Consider the following 15,359-nt stretch of genomic DNA (forward strand, 5'->3'; position numbering starts at 1 on the left):
TGCGCCCCGATGATCCGTCAGAGACCCGCTGGCAAGGGCGCTCAGGCTACCAGTTGATGGCAACCGTACACCACCAGTACGCCCGCGATCAGCGTGGCATAAGGCAACCAGCCGGCGCGTTTTTGACCGGCATCGGTCTGAATGTACAGATCGCTGAGCATGGTCTCGGGGAAGCGTCCCTTGTCCTGCACATAGTGGCGGAAGCAGAACACCGGAAGAATCAACAACGCCAGCAACAGGCCGGTCAACAGGGTGCCGGCGCCCCAGATATCGGCGCCCAGCCCCATACACGCCAGGTTGACGAAACTCAGTACGCCACCCGCGACCAACAGCACGGTCGGGGCCTTGTACGGGCGTATCCAGTCGGGACGGTCCAGGCGATGGATCCAGCCGGCATTGAGGTTGAGGAAGTTGAAGATGATGTAGCTGACGTTGGACGCGGCGAGCACGAAGACATAGTCGGACATCAGCAACAGCAGCAGGTTGAACGACAGGTCGGTCCACATCGCGGCGGTGGGCGCGCCATGTTCATTGGTGCGGCCCAGGTACTTCGGCAGCCAGCCATCCACCGACGCTTGATATAAGGTGCGCGACGAGCCGGACATCGAAGTCATGATCGCCAGCAGGGTGGCCAGGACCAGCATGATCAGCACGATGTTGGCGACCAGTTTGCCGCCGCCGATGCTGTCCGCCATCACCTGGCCGACGCCCATGCCGCTGTAGATCGCCGGCGACAACAGTCCGCTGTAGACCGCCGGTGTAACCACCGCGCCGCTGGCATCGAGCACCGCCGGGGTCACCAGTTGCCCGAGTCCCAGGCTGCCTTGAAACGCCAGGGGCACCAGGGTGAACACCAGAATGCACAGCAGGCCGGCGTAAAAAATGGCCTTGAAGGTGTCACGCTTGGGGTCCTTGAATTCCCGGGTATAGCACACTGCGGTTTCGAAGCCGTAAGTGGACCACGCGGCCATGAACAGGCCTCCGGCCATCAATGACCATCCGGAAATATCCCAAGGCCCGTCGATCACTTGCCCGGCCGCATCATGGGCCAGCGGGTACAGGGGCAGGAAGTTGGCTTGGGCTGAATCCCCGGTGAACAACGGCACCACACCCACCAGCAACAGTGGAATCAGCGAGGTCACGCCAAGCACCAGGGTCAGGCGTGCCGAGCGCAAGATACCGCCATGCTGCACGGCGAACACCGTCAGTAAAATCAACAGGCCGATGGCGAACGTCGCGTTGATCCGCAGCGACAGGCCACTCTTGATCCAGCCCAGGTCAAGCAGGGTCAGTTGCCAGGTGTTGATCAGCGCATCAGCGGGAAACAGCGCGGTGAGGATGTAACCGGCTGCCAGCCCTGAACCGATCGACAGCACCGGCGACCAGGCCAGCCAGTTGCACCACACCGAGACCGGTGCGATCAGCTTGCTGTAGCGCACCCAGGCGACCGCGCCATAGACCGAGGCACCACCGGATTTGTGCGGGAACAGCCCGGCGATTTCGGCATAGGTGAAGGCCTGGATGAACCCGAACAGGATCGACACGATCCAGACGATCCAGGCCGGTTTGCCTACGGTGGCGGCAATCGCTCCGATAGAGAACAGCACCAGCGCGGGCACGCCACTGGCGACCCAGAACGCCCCGCGCCAATCGATCTTGCGGTGCAAGCTGCCCACTGAGCTGGCGGCCTGCGGTACGGCCTCGAACGTAGTCGCTTCCATCTTCGTATTCCCATGTCTGAGTAGAGTGGTAGTGGGGCAGTCAAGGTCGGGTGACGCACAGGCTCGTGTGATCGATCAACTGCGTACCCGGCTCTTGTCCGGGTCGTAGAAAATCGCTGCGGTGACCGTGGCGCTGATGCGCTTCTGAAGGCCATCGACTTTGCCGATCTCAAGCGTCGTGCCGACGTCGGCGCAGGCCACGTCGACCCGGCACAGCGCGATATTGCTGGCCAGCAGCGGCGAGCGGCAGGCACTGGTGATGACCCCGACCTGGGCTCGGCCGCGGTACACCGGGTCGCCGTGGTGGGCGCCTTCATTGCCGCTCAGTTGCAGGCCCACCAGTTTGTGAGCGGGATGGGCGCTGCGCCGCAACAGCGCATCCCGGCCGATGAAATCGTCGGTTTTGCTTTTCAGCGGCACGGAAAAGCCGATACCGGCCTCGAACGGATCGGTCTGGTCGTTGAACTCGTAGCCGGCGAAAATCAGCCCGGCTTCGATGCGCAGCATGTCCAACGCTTCCAAGCCCAGCGGCACCAGGCCCAAGGGTTGGCCCAGTTGCCAGATCCGGTCCCAGACCTGCTCGGCATCCTCGGGCTGGCACCAGACTTCGTAGCCCAACTCGCCGGTGTAGCCGGTGCGCGAGATCATCAGCGGGCAGCCGTCGTAACCGTCCAGGCGGCCCACCAGGAAACGGAACCAGCCCAGGGTCTCCAGGCTCGGTTGGGTCGGTGGGGTCCAGACCATCTGTTTGAGCAGTTCACGACTCATCGGGCCCTGGACGGCCAGGTTGTGAATCTGCTCGCTGGCGGATTTGACCCAGACCTTCATGCCGAGCTTTTGCGCCTGCTCGCGTAGCCAGACCCCGGCGTAATCCTCGCCGCAGATCCAGCGGAAATTGTCCGGGCCCAGGCGCAGCAGGGTGCCGTCGTCGAGCATGCCGCCGTGTTCGTGGCACATCGCCGAGTACACCACTTGACCGACCGCCAGGCGCCGCACATCCCGGGTCAGGCAGTACTGCAGCAGGGCTTCGGCGTCGGGGCCGATGATTTCGAATTTGCGCAGGGCGGTCAGGTCCATCACTGCGACACGTTCGCGGCAACCGAGGTATTCCTCGATGGCGCCATAGCCGTCGTAGCGCAGCGGCAGCCACCAATTGCGGTAGTCGGTAAAGCTGCCGGTCAAGGCGCTGGTGCGTGAGTGGAACGCGGACTCACGGGTCAGAATCGGGTCGGCATCGGCCGTCGTTCGAGTGCTCATGGCGATGGAAAAACGCTCCTTTTCGCTGTAGATGCGGACATGGATATCGGTCGGGTTCCAGCCGTTGGCCGGGTCGATGTCATCCGGGCACGAGGTGCTGCCACACAGCAGATCGGTCATGGCCCGCAGCAGCACGTAATCGCCGGGACGCGACCAGGGCTCGTCCAACGTCATCTGCTGGTGGGCGTCGATCCCGGTATTGAAAAAGAAATTGATCGCCGGCCAGCCATTACGGGCCTTGACCCCATGGGGCGCGAGCACTCGGTTGAGGTTGTCGCTGCAGTTGTCGTGCCCGAAGTAGCCATGGCTCTCGTAATAGCGCGCGGCGCAGGCCAGGGCGAAGGAATCGTGGCGGCCGACGGTGTCACGCACCACCTCCAGCATCGGCTGCATCTGTCGGTCGAAAAACTTCGAGAACAGCCCCGGTGCCGGGTAGGCGCTGCCGTTCAGGGTGCGGGTCACGGTCTGGTCCAGGTCCAGTTCCTGGCCGCGATCCAGTGCCCTCCGGTCCAGGGCGACGAAGTCCGAGCACTGGCGGCCGGCGACGTCCAGCACCTGCACGTACTGCCCTTTGGCGACGGTGTAACTGTGGGCGGTGCCGGCGCCAATGGTGAACTCGTCAATTAATTCGCCCAACGGTTCTGGCAGCGCGGGGAGTAGCAGGGGCGAGGGATTGGCCCGTGTCACCCATGACCTGAGTTCGCTAGGCCGGTATTGCCGGTCAACGGCGGTCGGTCCGGCGGGCGCCGCGATGATCACCAGTAGCTCATCGCTGGCGACGAAGTGGCGGCTGAAGTCGGCGGGGTTGTCCTCGTCCCAGAGTGACGCGGCGCTGGGCAGGTGTTGCGGGTCAATCCCGCGTCGGCTCAACGCCTGGCAGATGCGCCGAGCCTGCAAGGTCGGTTCGGTGAGCCGTGCGCCGATAAATCCGCAGGCCGTCGAGCCGCTCAGTGCCCAGGCTGCCAAGGCGCTGCGACCGAGCCTGTCCACGGCCAACAATTCGCAAGGTTGCCGGCCTTCGAGATCGATCACTTGCAGGCTGTCGCCGGGCTGTAGCGCGACAAGGGTCAGGCCGCCAGCGGCCACCCGATAGCGCTCCAGGGCCGGGGCCCGGGCAAAGAGTCCGGGCTCCCGCGGGCTGGAAACACGAGGTGCGTTCATGGTGAGGCTCCCGGGTCAACCGATCGACTTGACGGACATCGGCGGTTCAGCGAGGTACGCCGCCATGGAGTCGTCAAGGGCATGCAGCCAGGGCGTGTGGTGGGGTGGCGACTGGGTACCAGTCATCAGCGATCGGTAGGACTTGTCGCGGTAACCCATGATGTTGTGGGCCTTGTCGTGCTTCCAGTGCAGGAAGGTGTCGTTGACCGCGGCGATATCGAAGTTCGGGTAGTCGGTGGCGTCCACCAGTTGCTGGATATAGGCGCCCTGGTATTCGAACATCTGCTGGTTGGTTTCAAGCTGCTGTTCACGGGCATGCCATTGCTGACTATCGGCGGCCCTTTGTGCCTGGTCGGGTAGGGCGATGCGTTGCAGGATCACGTCGCGGGCGTACCACGCCTGGGCGTCGAACATGTTGAACGAGTACCACTGGTCCTGCATGCCGAGGTAGATCAGCTGCGGGTTGGGCTCCCAGAAAATGCCCTTGTACAGGTTCATCGGCCATAGCCGGTTGTCGGTCTTGAGGCGCAGTTCGTCCGGCAGGAAGGGGAAGTGATGTTTGTAGCCGGTGCACAGGATCACCGCATCGATGTGCTTGTGGGTGCCGTCGATAAAGTACGCGCGATTTTTTTCCAGGCGCTGAAGCAGCGGTTTTTCTTCCCAATTGGCCGGCCAGTCATAGCCCATGGGGGCGGTGCGGTAGCAACTGGTGATGCTGCGGGCGCCATATTTGTAGCACTGGGAGCCGATGTCTTCGGCAGAATAGCTGCTGCCGACGATCAGCAGATCCTTGCCCTTGAATTCCAGCGCATCGCGGAAATCATGGGCGTGCAGGATGCGCCCGCCGAACTGCTCGAATCCGGGGAAGTACGGCATCATCGGCGTCGAAAAGTGCCCGCAGGCGTTGATCACATAGTCGAACTCTTCCGAGGTCTGGGTATCGCTGCCATGGTCGTGGGCGACCACTGTGAAGCGGCGAGTCTCTTCGTCAAAGGTGACCTGGCGCACCACGTTGTTGAAACGGATGTAGTCGCGAACCCCGGCTTTTTCTACGCGGCCCTTGATGTAGTCCCAGAGCACCTCCCGTGGCGGGTAGGAGCCGATGGGACGGCCAAAATGTTCTTCGAAGGTGTAGTCGGCGAACTCCAGGCATTCCTTCGGGCCGTTCGACCACAAGTAGCGGTACATGCTGCCGTGCACCGGCTCGCCGTTTTCATCCAGACCGGTGCGCCAGGTGTAATTCCACATGCCGCCCCAGTCTTGCTGTTTTTCATAGCAGACCAGTTCCGGGATGGGCGTTCCCTGGTCCCTGGCCGATTGAAATGCCCGCAGTTGAGCCATGCCGCAAGGGCCGGCGCCGATGATTGCTACACGTGTGGTCATGGTCGTTTCTCGTGGCTGTGATTCGGAAAAAAGGCTCGCTCAGCGAAAAATCACCGTCTTGTCCTGGTTGATGAATACCCGGTGTTCCAGGTGGTATTTCAGGGCTTTGGAAAGGGCGACGGTTTCGGTGTCGCGGCCGATGGCAACCAGCGAATCAGGCAGGTGGGTGTGGTCGACGCGCTGGATTTCCTGCTCGATGATGGGGCCCTCGTCGAGGTCGCTGGTGACGTAGTGGGCGGTGGCGCCGATCAACTTCACGCCACGGTCGTAGGCCTGGTGATAGGGCTTGGCGCCCTTGAAACCGGGCAGGAACGAGTGATGGATGTTGATGGCCCGGCCGGACAGCTGCTGACACAGGCCGTCGGACAGAATCTGCATGTAGCGGGCGAGCACCACCAGATCGGTCTGAGTGTCCTCGACGATGCGCATCAACTCGGCTTCCTGGCTGGCCTTGCTGTCCTTGGTGATCGGCAGGTAGATGAAGCGAATGCCTTCGCGTTCGGCCATGGCTCGCAGGTCCAGGTGGTTGGAGACCACTGCGGTGATGTGCATGTCCATCTCGCCTTTGCGGTGGCGGTACAGCAGGTCAGTCAGGCAGTGGTCGAACTTGCTGACCATCAGCAGCACCCGGGTCGGTTGACTGCTGCAGAACAGCTGCCACTGCATGTCGAAGCCGCCGGCCAGGTTGCCCAGACCTTTGCGTAGAGCGTCGACATCGCCGGTTACGCCGGTGTTGAAACGAAACACCGCGCGCATGAAAAACTGCCCGGTGAACTCGTCGTCGAATTGCGCCAGCTCGCTGATGTAGCACTGCTGTCCGGCCAGGCAGGTGGTGATCGCGGCAACGATGCCGGACGCTGCCGGGCAATTGATCTTGAGAATGTAATGTTCGCTGGAAGTGTCCATCGAAGGTCCCTTGGATAAAGTGTTGGAGGCTCAGCCCTTGGCCGTGCGCTTGGTTTTTTCCGGGTCGTCGAAGGGCAGGGCGTGGGTCACGGCAGCGCTTTCCTGGCTGCCGCGCACCTGCAGGGCAACGCCTGGATTCGAGCAGGCGACGCTCATCCGGGCGATGGCCATGGAGCGCTTGCTCAGGCGCGAATACATGCCGCAGGTGATCACCCCGACTTGCTGGTTGCCTTGCCACAAGGTGTCCCCGGCCTCCGCGGCGCGGACGCCTTCGAGCAACACGCCGGTGATCTTGAAGCGCTCCTGGCCGCGCAACCGGAAGTGCTCTTCGGCGCCACGGAATTCGCGCTTGTCCGGGGAAACGGTGAAATCCAGGCCCATTTCCCACAGGGTGTCGCCAGCCTTCTGATCGGCGAAGGGGTACATCTGCGAGTTGTCGTAGGGGAAAAACATCAGCGAGCTTTCCACCCGCAACCAGTCCAGGGCGGTAAAGGCGCAAGGGATGATGCCCAGGCCGGCGCCTTGTTCGAGGATCGTGTCCCACAGCGCCGGGGCATCGGCGGCCTTGCAGAAGATCTCGTAGCCGCGCTCGCCGGTGTAACCGGTGCGAGAAATCATCACCGGGCGATCGAACAGGCGGGTTTGCAGGTGATGGAAATAGGGCAGCTGACGGATTCCGGGGACGTGCTCGGCGAGAAAATCCACCGCCAGCGGCCCTTGCAGTGACAGATCGTGCAAGTCGTCATCGAACATCACCGCCACCTGGCGACCCTGAGATGAACGCACCAGCATTTCGTGGCCACTGCCGGCACCGTGGACCACCATGAAAGCGTTGGGGCCGGTGCGATAGACGATGCAGTCATCGACGAATTTTCCGTCCTCGTCGAGCATCGAGGCATACACCGACTTGCCGGGGTAGAGCTTGGCGATGTCGCGGGTGGTGGCCCACTGCAGCAGGCTCTCGGCGTGGGGGCCGACGTAGTGGACTTTTTTCAGCCCGGACACGTCCATCAGCCCGGCCCGGGTGCGGATTGCCTGATGGTGATCGGCCAGGTCGCTGTCGTAGGTCCAGGCAGTGCCCATGCCGTTCCAGTCTTCCAGGTTCGAGCCGAGTGCGCGGTGCCGTTCGGCCAGCGCGGAAATACGCCATGAATGCGTCATGTGAAGATCCTTGTCGGGAAAAGTAGGTGAGGGGTCAGGCTTGCGGATCGAAGTGGCTCAGCCACTCCACCAGGGTCTGTCGATAACGACTCATGCCCTTGTAGTCGGCGATCGGCTCGGGCAGGTCGCGCAGCACACGGTGCAGGCGGCAGCCCCAGCCGGGCTGGGTGACCAGTTCCTGCATGCTGATCAGGTAGGTGCGGATGCTGAACATCACCGCGTTACTGCGCGGCAGACGGGCCATCACTTGCAACTCGACCCGCAGGTGAACCTGTTGCCCGACGTTTTCGGCGCTGATGCGGCCGCGGTCGGCGCCCCATTCATGGAAAGTCTCGGGGGAGGAGTCCAGGCGCGGATTGATCGTCAGTGTCCAGTTCAGGCGCCGCACCGGCTGCCCCGTTTGCAGGTTGAGCAGGTACTTCAGCGCGCGGTCGAAGATGCCCATCTGGTGGGCCATGGGCACCGGTGAATGCCATTGCTTGAAACTCATGCCGGCGTCGAAGGCCAGGGACCAGTCGGCCGGGCTGGTGACCAGGCCGGCGTCCATGTACAGATCGCCGTCGCGTTGATCGAGGAGGGCGAAGTCCCCCTGTACCTGTCGGCCAATGAACTCCAACGGTTCGCAGGGCAGGCTGGTGGCATCCCCGAACACAAAGTGCTGATCGATGTTCAGCAGCGTGTTGCGCCAATGCCAGCGATCAGCGTCACGCACCAGCGAGAACCACTGCGGATAATCCACGGCGAGATGTTCCATGAGCATCTGCAACGCATCCCAGGCTGCCACTTGCATGTGCGGCATCACCAGGTAACGGCGCGGATCCTTGTCCAATACCAGGGCGCGTTCAGCCATTTCCGAACGGTAGTGTTCGTCGATGTCGAACCCGTGTTGGTAAACCGAGCCTGGGTCCCGCGAAATCGCCGGTTCGATGTTCACCGAGTACAGGTAGCTGTCCTCGGTGAAGGGGAAGGGAAAACGGCGGATGGCCGTAGGGCTGTTGCGAAAACTGAAGTCGTCTCGGTAACTCTGCAGGGGGCTTGATTGAATGGTCATGGTCGACTCCTAAAGATCCAGCGAAACGCAAGGGCCGCAGCCGCGGGAGACACAAGGCATGAGAAAGTCAGCCTGCTCGGCGGAGCTCAGGAAACTGTCGCGGTGTTCGATGTCGCCGGCCACATGGCGGGTGATGCATTGGCCACAGACGCCGCCACGGCACAGATTGGGGATCTGCAGTCCGGCGGACTCCAGGGCTTCGAGCAGGCTTTGTTCGGCGCCGACGCGTAAGCGCTGGCCGCTGCGCAGCAGTTCCAGGTCGAAGGGTTGGCCCGGTTGTGCGGCATTGAAGGCTTCCCAATGCACCCGGCCCGGCGGCCAGCCAAGGGCCCTGGCCTGTTGCCGAACCGCATCGAGCAACGGTTGCGGACCACAGGTGTAAACGTGGCTGCCCAGTGGTCGATCGCGCAGGATCCGGCTCAGGTCCGGGCGGCTGGCGTAGGTGTGCAGACGTGATCCCAGCCGTTGTTGCAACGCCTCGACATAGGCATCGCTCAGGCCAGGACGACAGAGGTAGTGCAATTCGAAGTGAGCCTGGCGTTGTTCAAGGGCCGCGATGTAGGTCATGAACGGCGTGATGCCGATGCCTCCGGCGATCAGGATGTGCAGGCTGGCGGTCGAGTGCAGGGCGAACAGATTGGCTGGCGGCGAAATCTGCAGCCTGTCCCCGACCTGGACCTGCCGATGCAGGTAATGCGAGCCGCCGCGGGAGGCCTCCTGCAGGCGTACAGCGATGCGGTAATGCTGGCTGTCCGCCGGGTCGCTGGTGAGTGAATAGGCATTGCGCAGCTTGCCTTCGGCCAGTGGCAGGTGGACCTGCACATGACTGCCGGGAGAGAAAGCCGGCAGCGGCCCGGCGCACGCCTGCAGGGTGAGTTCGCGCACCACTGGGGTAAGCATTCTCGCTGCGCTGACCCGCACTTCGATGGCGGCGCTCATGACCGGACTCCGCCATAAGGCTGGTCGGGGTTGGTGCAGACGCCGAGGTACGCCCCGAGGCGGCGGGAGAAATGTTCGCGGACTTCCAGCCCTACGTCGCAATCGAGGCAAGTCAGCAGCGCCTCTGGCCCGGCGACCTGCGTCAGGCCGCAGTGCACGCAATACACCCGGCGCGCACCGGCAATCGTGCGGGTGATGTCGATCTCGTCATCTTCCATTCCGGCGCTGCGGGCCTCGCCGTGGATGCGCCAGATAAAGGCCTCGTCGCCCATGATGTAGAGATGGCTGCCGACGGTCGCGCCAACCAGCACCTGATGCAGGCGCCGGGAAAAGTCGGCGCTCTCGCCATCCAGCACCAAGGGTTGTTCCAGTTCCCCGGCAAAGGGCGAGCAGGCGGCCGCCGATTGCATGACCACGATGTGCCGGGTGGCGCTTTCACGAGGCAGCGGCTGGCGATAGCGCGGGAGGCTGTGAAGTCGGTCCGGGGCGGCGCTGTGTCTATCCGTCATGAGGATTTTCCTGGCTGATCCGCGTCTGTCGAAGCGCGAGAAAGGTGGCGTTGGATTGGGCGTTTGTTTCCTGTTGGGGAAGATACTTTCCTATGGGGAAAATCTTCTCAATCCGGAAAAAGGGCTATGTCTTTGGAGATAAGCCCTGCGCAACGCTTGTTCGGGGCATGGAAGTTGCTGGTCTTTACTCATGGCTGAGCAACCGGACGGGGAGTTATCGAGAGTGCGAACACGACCGCAGTGGTGGCCGCTCTGGTTGGGGCGTATCCGCCCCGAGCAGGCGCGCAGCGTGCGCAAACTGCTGGCCGGGTTGCCCTTGTGTCAGGTGCACGCTGACGGTGCCTTGTCGGGTTTTCTGGATCGTTTCGAAGCGTTGCTGCCAACCTGCAGACTGAATCTGATCCTCGACGGCGAAGACCTGGGGCCGGCACGGCGCGGATTGCTCGAGGGCTGTCAGGACGTTGCGCGTTGCCCCTGGCGTGACTCGACACTGCCGGATGCGGCTCAGGCCTGTGGGTCTTGCCGGCAACGGGGCGTGCATCGACTGCTGTGTGCCTTGCCGCATAGCGACGATTCGAGCAAAGGGGTGTTGTTGCTCGATACCCCACATCCGGTCCACGCAAGCTGGCGCCAGTTGGTGGAGGAGGCGGCGCAGGCGGTCTGCGTCACGGTGCGCTTGCGCGGCTACACCCGTGAACAACAGCGCAAACAGGCTACATCCCGGCACGGCGCCCTGGCCCGCGAGCTGCATGATTCGGTGGCTCAGCAGTTGGGCTACCTATCGTTCCAGGCGCGTTCGCTGCAGTCGCAGTTGGGCGAGCCCGCGCAGGCCAGCGCCGTATTGCAGGAACTGTGCGGCGGCTTGAGTCAGCTGCAGCGTCAGGTGCGCGAGCTGATCACCAGCGCTCGTCTGACCATGGACGGGCGTTCGCTGCGCCAGGCGCTTGCCGATTCTATCGCCGAGTTCTCGCGACGCTGCATCATCGTTTTTGAACTGGACAATCGCCTGGCTGATGACGCTTTGAGCCCGGAAACCGAATTACAGATTCTGCAGATCATTCGCGAGGCACTGGCCAATGCGGTACGCCATTCCCATGCGCGGCATGTGCGCATCGAGTTGCGGCAGAACCAAGACGGTGATGCTTCTGTTTCGGTGGAGGATGACGGCATCGGACTGAGCCCGGCCTCAGGGGAGGAAAATCATTTCGGCCTGGCGATTATCCGCGAGCGCGCCGCGAGCATCGGCGCCCGACTGACCATTGAGGCGATCCGCCCGCACGGGGTCCGCGTACACCTTGGACTTCGCCGTCACCAAGACCTGCCACAGGGGAGTTTCGATGGACTGCACGACCTTATTACTGATCGATGATCACCCGTTGTTCCGCAAGGGACTGGCACAGCTGTTCGGTGCCAGCGACGACTTCGAAGTGGTGGGGCAGGCCGCCAGTGGCCGCGAAGGCATCAACCTGGCCGTGAGCCTGGCGCCGCAGCAGGTTTTGCTTGATCTGCACATGCCCGGTTTGAGCGGTTTGCAGGTGCTCGACGAACTGCGTCAGTTGCGCCTCGATTGCCAGGTGGTGGTGCTCACCGCATCGATGGATCGCGCCGAACTGTTGACCGCCCTGCGCCTGGGGGCCAGTGGTTATGTGCTCAAGGAAACCGAGCCTGATGCGTTGTTGGACTACATGCGCAATTGCCACAAGGGGGCGATCGTTCTGGATTCAACCCTGATTGCGCTGCTGGCCGATCAGGGCGAGTCGATGACCCGGCCTGCGTACGATTCGGCCCCGCTCGACACCGGCAACCTGACCGAGCGCGAGGGGCAGACCCTGGCCCTGATCGCCGCTGGCATGAGCAATAAACAGATCGGCCGGGAACTGGGGATCAGCGATGGCACGGTCAAAATCTATGTGAGAAATCTGTTGCAGAAGCTCAACCTGCACTCGCGCCTGGAGCTGGCGGCGTGGGTGCACAACGGCACATCGATGAGACACGAGGAGCGTCATTAGATGATGGAACAGGCCGAGGCATTTGGGCAGACACTGCCCTTGCACCTGATGGATCGCTTTCCGGCGGCGTTGCTCCAGTTGAGCGATAACGGACAGATCGTCCATTTCAATCTGGCCTGGGTCGAGCTGATGGATCTGCCGGGTACGGAACGTAACCTCATCGACTATGTGCATCACGAAGACCGTTCGTTGTGGCGCCAGGCGCTGCATGAATTGCGTCGGCGTCCTGAAACCTCGTTCAACCAGCGGTTGCGGTTTGTTCACCCTTCCGGGGAACTGCGCTGGTTCGACATCAGCCTGAAGCGCGGGTCTCAGGGTTTTTATCTGGTGGCCGGCGACATCACTGCGCACAAGCGGCGCGAGATTGCCTTGCAGGCCAGCCAGCGTAGCAGCATGAGCTTGCTCGACAGCATGCCGGGGCTGATCTATCGCGGCCGCAACAACCGCGACTGGACCATGGAATTCGTCAGTGCCGGTTGCCTGCAACTGACCGGATATCCACCGGAGCGGCTGTTGGACAACCATGAATTCACCTACAACAGCCTGATTCTGGCCCAGGATGCCGATTACGTCTGGCGCGAGGTGCAATATGCCTTGTCACGGCAGGAGCCGTTCGAACTCAATTACCGGATTCGCTGCGCTGATCAATCGATCAAGCATGTCTGGGAAAAGGGCGTCGGGATCTATGCCGATACCCGCGAAGTGCTGGGTATCGAGGGGGCGATTTTCGAGCGCAGCATGGATCGGCGAGGACGCTGAATACACCATTGCGCGAGGGAATAACGCCGGGAATCGCACCCGGCGTGACCATCACGTTGCAGCCATTGGCGACGGCGAAGTTGTGCGAGTCCGGGGCGCGGGCGGCGATCCACATCGGCGGGTGAGGTTTGCTGATCGGCTTGGGCACGCTGGTGGACGTGGGGAATTTCCAGATCTCACCGTCATGGGCGTAGTCGCCTTGCCACAGGGCGCGCACCACCGGGACCATTTCCCGCAGGGCCTGGCCACCGGAGGAGGCCGGCATGCGGTCGAACTCTACCTGATAGGCGCCACGGGCCAGACCGACTTCCGCGCAATAACAGCGGCCAGTGCCTGATCAGTCGGATGCCATGTAATATTGAAAGTTTCGTGATCCGGCAAGCGATGTCAACTTCTGGCCGATCAGATGTTTCCAGTCCTGCTCGAGCCAAATGCTGTACTGCCAGTGGAATGTCGACCTCGTGCAAGTCGACATGTACAGACTAAGGTGCCGAACACTCCTGCACAGCCCCCCTTATCAGCCGCTCGACCAGATGGGTATAAGCCTCATCAGTCAACGAGCGTTCCTCAAGCCAATCCGGCAGGCAGTTGAGAAGTCGCGTGATGATGGGCCCGGCTGCCGTAACTGTTTCGTGCGCGCTGAACGTATCGCTGAACACCGCGCGCAGAAACGCATGCTCATATCTGCCGCGTTTGAGGATGATGTGTTGCTTCTGGGCGGTATCAAGATAGGCGAAACCCTGTAACGCCAGCCGAAAATGCAGGGGCCGCTCACGGTGCAGGCGCAGGTGGGCGGCAATCAGGTTCGACAGTGGTCGAGGTCCAGCGGTGTGTTGCCGCACAGGTTGCTGGACCAACAGGTGGAGTTCTTCGTAGAACTCTTCGATCAGGTCGAACAACAGGGCTTGTTTGCTGGGGAAATGGTTGTACAGCGAGCCAGGGGCGATACCTACGTGGCGAGCCAGTTCGCGCATGCTGACCTGTCCGAATCCCTTGCTGACGAAAAGCTCCAGGGCCCGTTCTCGGATCGTGTCATACCCGCCGCAAGTTTCAGCTGTAGACATGAAAGCCACGTCCGGATTTTTTGCCTAGCAATCCTGCTGCGACCATCTCTTTGAGCAGCGGGGCAGGTCGGTATTTCGGATCGCCAAAACCTGTTTGCAGGTTGTCCAGAATTCCCAGCACGGTATCCAGGCCAATGAGGTCAGCCAATGCGAGTGGCCCGATCGGTTGGTTGCAGCCCAGGCGCATGCTCGCGTCGATTGCTTGGGCATCGCCGTTTTCCTGAAGGACGAAAATCGCTTCATTGATCATCGGAATGAGGATTCGGTTGACCATGAAGCCCGGGCGATTCTGTGTGTGGATCGCGGTCTTGCCCAACTGTTCGATCAGTGCCCCGGCGGTGGAACAGGTCGCGTCGCTGGTTTGCAAGCCACGGATCAGCTCCACCAGGCCCATGATCGGCACGGGGTTGAAGAAGTGAATCCCCATGAAGCGTTCCGGGTGTTTGATACTCGCCGCCAATTCGGTAATCGATAGCGATGAAGTGTTGCTGGCGATCAGGCAATCCAGGCGAGCATGGGTGTCAACCTGCTGCAAGATCTTGCGCTTGAGTAACAAGTCCTCCGTGGCCGCTTCGATCACTACGTCCATTTGATCCAGGTCGGTGTAATGGGTCGAGGTATAGATGCGTTGCAGGGTCTCAATGGCTTGCGCAGGGAGGAGTGTCCCTTTTTCAACTTGCCGGTCCAGGTTTTTTTGCACGATTTGCAGGCCCCGGCCGAGCGCCTGTTCATGGATATCGATGAGCAATAACGTATGGCCGGCTGCCGCACAGGTTTGGGCGATTCCACTGCCCATTGTGCCGGCGCCAATCACTGCAATGTGCTGCAGGGTCATGTTGAGCACCTAAGGTTCGGTGGGAGAGAGTGTGTCGACTAGTCACGCTTCGTGCCGATCATCACGAACAGCGCGCGGGCGATTTGATCGCTCTTGTTACGCCAGGCATGCCGGGTTCCACGCTGGATGACAACCTCGCCGGGCCGGATCAGTTTTTGTTCGCCATTGTCCAGCTCCAGCCAGAGTTCGCCCTGGAGCAGGATGCCGTAGTCGATGGTCGGCGTCGTGTGCATGCCCGGATGGTCCGGTTCGAAGCATTCGAACAAGCCGGGCAGGGCGCCGCCCAATTCCTCGATCATCTGTCCGACATCCGTCGGGTTCTGCATCACGGTGTCCGGCGGAAAATCATAGATTGCCAGACTGGTTTCGCCTGGCCCAGGCACCAGGGAAGGGTGCCCCAGGGTGGGGTCCTGCTGCGCGCCGGCCGTTGAACCGGTGGACCACAGGTGCGCCATGGCATGGCCGGGAATGGACTCAAAGGCACAAGACCGCGGGGCCACATCATCGCTGATGAACACAGATTGGCCTGTGGCATCCAGGCCGGTGACGACTCTTCGAATTTTCATGGCATTCTCTGGATTCGGTGGGCGGGCATCAGGGTGCC

General features: G+C 61.9%; 14 protein-coding genes and 1 pseudogene. 3 read left to right on the forward strand and 12 right to left on the reverse strand.

The genetic code is table 11. The annotated features are described in order from the left end of the window. Positions 1-41 precede the first annotated feature (41 nt). From J4E53_RS02920 to J4E53_RS02955, 8 genes are all read right to left on the reverse strand, one after another. A complete protein-coding gene (locus J4E53_RS02920; RefSeq protein WP_103307841.1) occupies positions 42-1,721 on the reverse strand; it encodes an APC family permease in 1,680 nt (559 codons plus the stop codon). Positions 1,722-1,796: 75 nt separating this feature from the next. Then, a complete protein-coding gene (locus J4E53_RS02925; protein ID WP_103307840.1) occupies positions 1,797-4,139 on the reverse strand; it encodes a DUF1989 domain-containing protein in 2,343 nt (780 codons plus the stop codon). Between the two features lie 15 nt (positions 4,140-4,154). Next, the gene (locus tag J4E53_RS02930) at positions 4,155-5,522 is read right to left on the reverse strand and encodes an NAD(P)-binding domain-containing protein (protein ID WP_103307839.1); all 1,368 of its coding nucleotides are present in this window, start codon (positions 5,520-5,522) and stop codon (positions 4,155-4,157) included. Between the two features lie 39 nt (positions 5,523-5,561). Continuing rightward, positions 5,562-6,428 (reverse strand): formyltetrahydrofolate deformylase, encoded by an 867-nt coding sequence (purU, locus tag J4E53_RS02935; RefSeq protein WP_060742967.1) that lies wholly within the window; start codon positions 6,426-6,428, stop codon positions 5,562-5,564. A 30-nt stretch (positions 6,429-6,458) separates the two neighbouring features. Beyond that, positions 6,459-7,589 (reverse strand): aminomethyltransferase family protein, encoded by a 1,131-nt coding sequence (locus J4E53_RS02940; RefSeq protein WP_103307838.1) that lies wholly within the window; start codon positions 7,587-7,589, stop codon positions 6,459-6,461. A gap of 34 nt (positions 7,590-7,623) precedes the next feature. Continuing rightward, positions 7,624-8,640: a DUF3445 domain-containing protein gene (locus tag J4E53_RS02945; RefSeq protein ID WP_103307837.1), complete on the reverse strand. Its 1,017-nt coding sequence runs from the start codon at positions 8,638-8,640 to the stop codon at positions 7,624-7,626. A gap of 9 nt (positions 8,641-8,649) precedes the next feature. Next, positions 8,650-9,579 (reverse strand): PDR/VanB family oxidoreductase, encoded by a 930-nt coding sequence (locus J4E53_RS02950; RefSeq protein WP_103307836.1) that lies wholly within the window; start codon positions 9,577-9,579, stop codon positions 8,650-8,652. Beyond that, positions 9,576-10,088 carry a dimethylamine monooxygenase subunit DmmA family protein gene (locus J4E53_RS02955; protein WP_103307835.1) on the reverse strand — a complete coding sequence of 171 codons (513 nt, stop codon included), beginning with the start codon at positions 10,086-10,088 and terminating at the stop codon, positions 9,576-9,578. The genes J4E53_RS02950 and J4E53_RS02955 overlap by 4 nt, the downstream gene beginning before the upstream one ends. 223 nt (positions 10,089-10,311) lie before the next feature. Between J4E53_RS02955 and J4E53_RS02960 the strand changes: the two genes are divergently transcribed. From J4E53_RS02960 to J4E53_RS02970, 3 genes are read left to right on the forward strand one after another with little or no spacing between them, the layout of a single operon-like run. Further along, on the forward strand, positions 10,312-11,457 hold the full coding sequence (locus tag J4E53_RS02960; protein ID WP_371919200.1) for an ATP-binding protein: 1,146 nt from the start codon (positions 10,312-10,314) through the stop codon (positions 11,455-11,457). Then, positions 11,426-12,097, forward strand: a complete 672-nt coding sequence (locus J4E53_RS02965; protein WP_103307833.1) for a response regulator — start codon at positions 11,426-11,428, stop codon at positions 12,095-12,097. The genes J4E53_RS02960 and J4E53_RS02965 overlap by 32 nt, the downstream gene beginning before the upstream one ends. Next, entirely contained in the window at positions 12,098-12,856 is a 759-nt protein-coding gene (locus J4E53_RS02970) for a PAS domain-containing protein (RefSeq protein ID WP_060742960.1), read from the forward strand. A 40-nt stretch (positions 12,857-12,896) separates the two neighbouring features. Here the strand turns inward: J4E53_RS02970 and J4E53_RS02975 are convergent. From J4E53_RS02975 to J4E53_RS02990, 4 genes and pseudogenes are all read right to left on the reverse strand, one after another. Continuing rightward, a pseudogene (locus tag J4E53_RS02975) lies at positions 12,897-13,166 on the reverse strand (LLM class flavin-dependent oxidoreductase); the annotation flags it as partial. Positions 13,167-13,338: 172 nt separating this feature from the next. Then, complete coding sequence (locus J4E53_RS02980; protein WP_103307832.1) at positions 13,339-13,920, reverse strand: TetR/AcrR family transcriptional regulator; 582 nt, start codon at positions 13,918-13,920, stop codon at positions 13,339-13,341. Beyond that, complete coding sequence (locus J4E53_RS02985) at positions 13,907-14,755, reverse strand: 3-hydroxyacyl-CoA dehydrogenase NAD-binding domain-containing protein (RefSeq protein WP_103307831.1); 849 nt, start codon at positions 14,753-14,755, stop codon at positions 13,907-13,909. Before J4E53_RS02985 ends, J4E53_RS02980 begins: the two co-directional genes overlap by 14 nt. A 38-nt stretch (positions 14,756-14,793) precedes the next feature. Next, positions 14,794-15,321, reverse strand: a complete 528-nt coding sequence (locus tag J4E53_RS02990; protein ID WP_103307830.1) for a cupin domain-containing protein — start codon at positions 15,319-15,321, stop codon at positions 14,794-14,796. Between the last annotated feature and the right edge of the window lie 38 nt (positions 15,322-15,359).

Source organism: Pseudomonas sp. FW305-28, from assembly GCF_017351395.1.
Taxonomy (GTDB): Bacteria; Pseudomonadota; Gammaproteobacteria; order Pseudomonadales; family Pseudomonadaceae; genus Aquipseudomonas; species Aquipseudomonas fluorescens_AA.

What these genes read in the sequence shown, in the direction of transcription:
- J4E53_RS02940 (WP_103307838.1), bottom strand. Translation starts at nt 7,589, where the DNA reads ATGACGCATTCATGGCGTATTTCCGCGCTGGCCGAACGGCACCGCGCA.
- J4E53_RS02970 (WP_060742960.1), top strand. Translation starts at nt 12,098, where the DNA reads ATGATGGAACAGGCCGAGGCATTTGGGCAGACACTGCCCTTGCACCTG.
- J4E53_RS02980 (WP_103307832.1), bottom strand. Translation starts at nt 13,920, where the DNA reads ATGTCTACAGCTGAAACTTGCGGCGGGTATGACACGATCCGAGAACGG.
- J4E53_RS02965 (WP_103307833.1), top strand. Translation starts at nt 11,426, where the DNA reads ATGGACTGCACGACCTTATTACTGATCGATGATCACCCGTTGTTCCGC.
- J4E53_RS02945 (WP_103307837.1), bottom strand. Translation starts at nt 8,640, where the DNA reads ATGACCATTCAATCAAGCCCCCTGCAGAGTTACCGAGACGACTTCAGT.
- J4E53_RS02955 (WP_103307835.1), bottom strand. Translation starts at nt 10,088, where the DNA reads ATGACGGATAGACACAGCGCCGCCCCGGACCGACTTCACAGCCTCCCG.
- J4E53_RS02925 (WP_103307840.1), bottom strand. Translation starts at nt 4,139, where the DNA reads ATGAACGCACCTCGTGTTTCCAGCCCGCGGGAGCCCGGACTCTTTGCC.
- J4E53_RS02985 (WP_103307831.1), bottom strand. Translation starts at nt 14,755, where the DNA reads ATGACCCTGCAGCACATTGCAGTGATTGGCGCCGGCACAATGGGCAGT.
- J4E53_RS02920 (WP_103307841.1), bottom strand. Translation starts at nt 1,721, where the DNA reads ATGGAAGCGACTACGTTCGAGGCCGTACCGCAGGCCGCCAGCTCAGTG.
- purU (WP_060742967.1), bottom strand. Translation starts at nt 6,428, where the DNA reads ATGGACACTTCCAGCGAACATTACATTCTCAAGATCAATTGCCCGGCA.
- J4E53_RS02990 (WP_103307830.1), bottom strand. Translation starts at nt 15,321, where the DNA reads ATGAAAATTCGAAGAGTCGTCACCGGCCTGGATGCCACAGGCCAATCT.
- J4E53_RS02930 (WP_103307839.1), bottom strand. Translation starts at nt 5,522, where the DNA reads ATGACCACACGTGTAGCAATCATCGGCGCCGGCCCTTGCGGCATGGCT.
- J4E53_RS02950 (WP_103307836.1), bottom strand. Translation starts at nt 9,579, where the DNA reads ATGAGCGCCGCCATCGAAGTGCGGGTCAGCGCAGCGAGAATGCTTACC.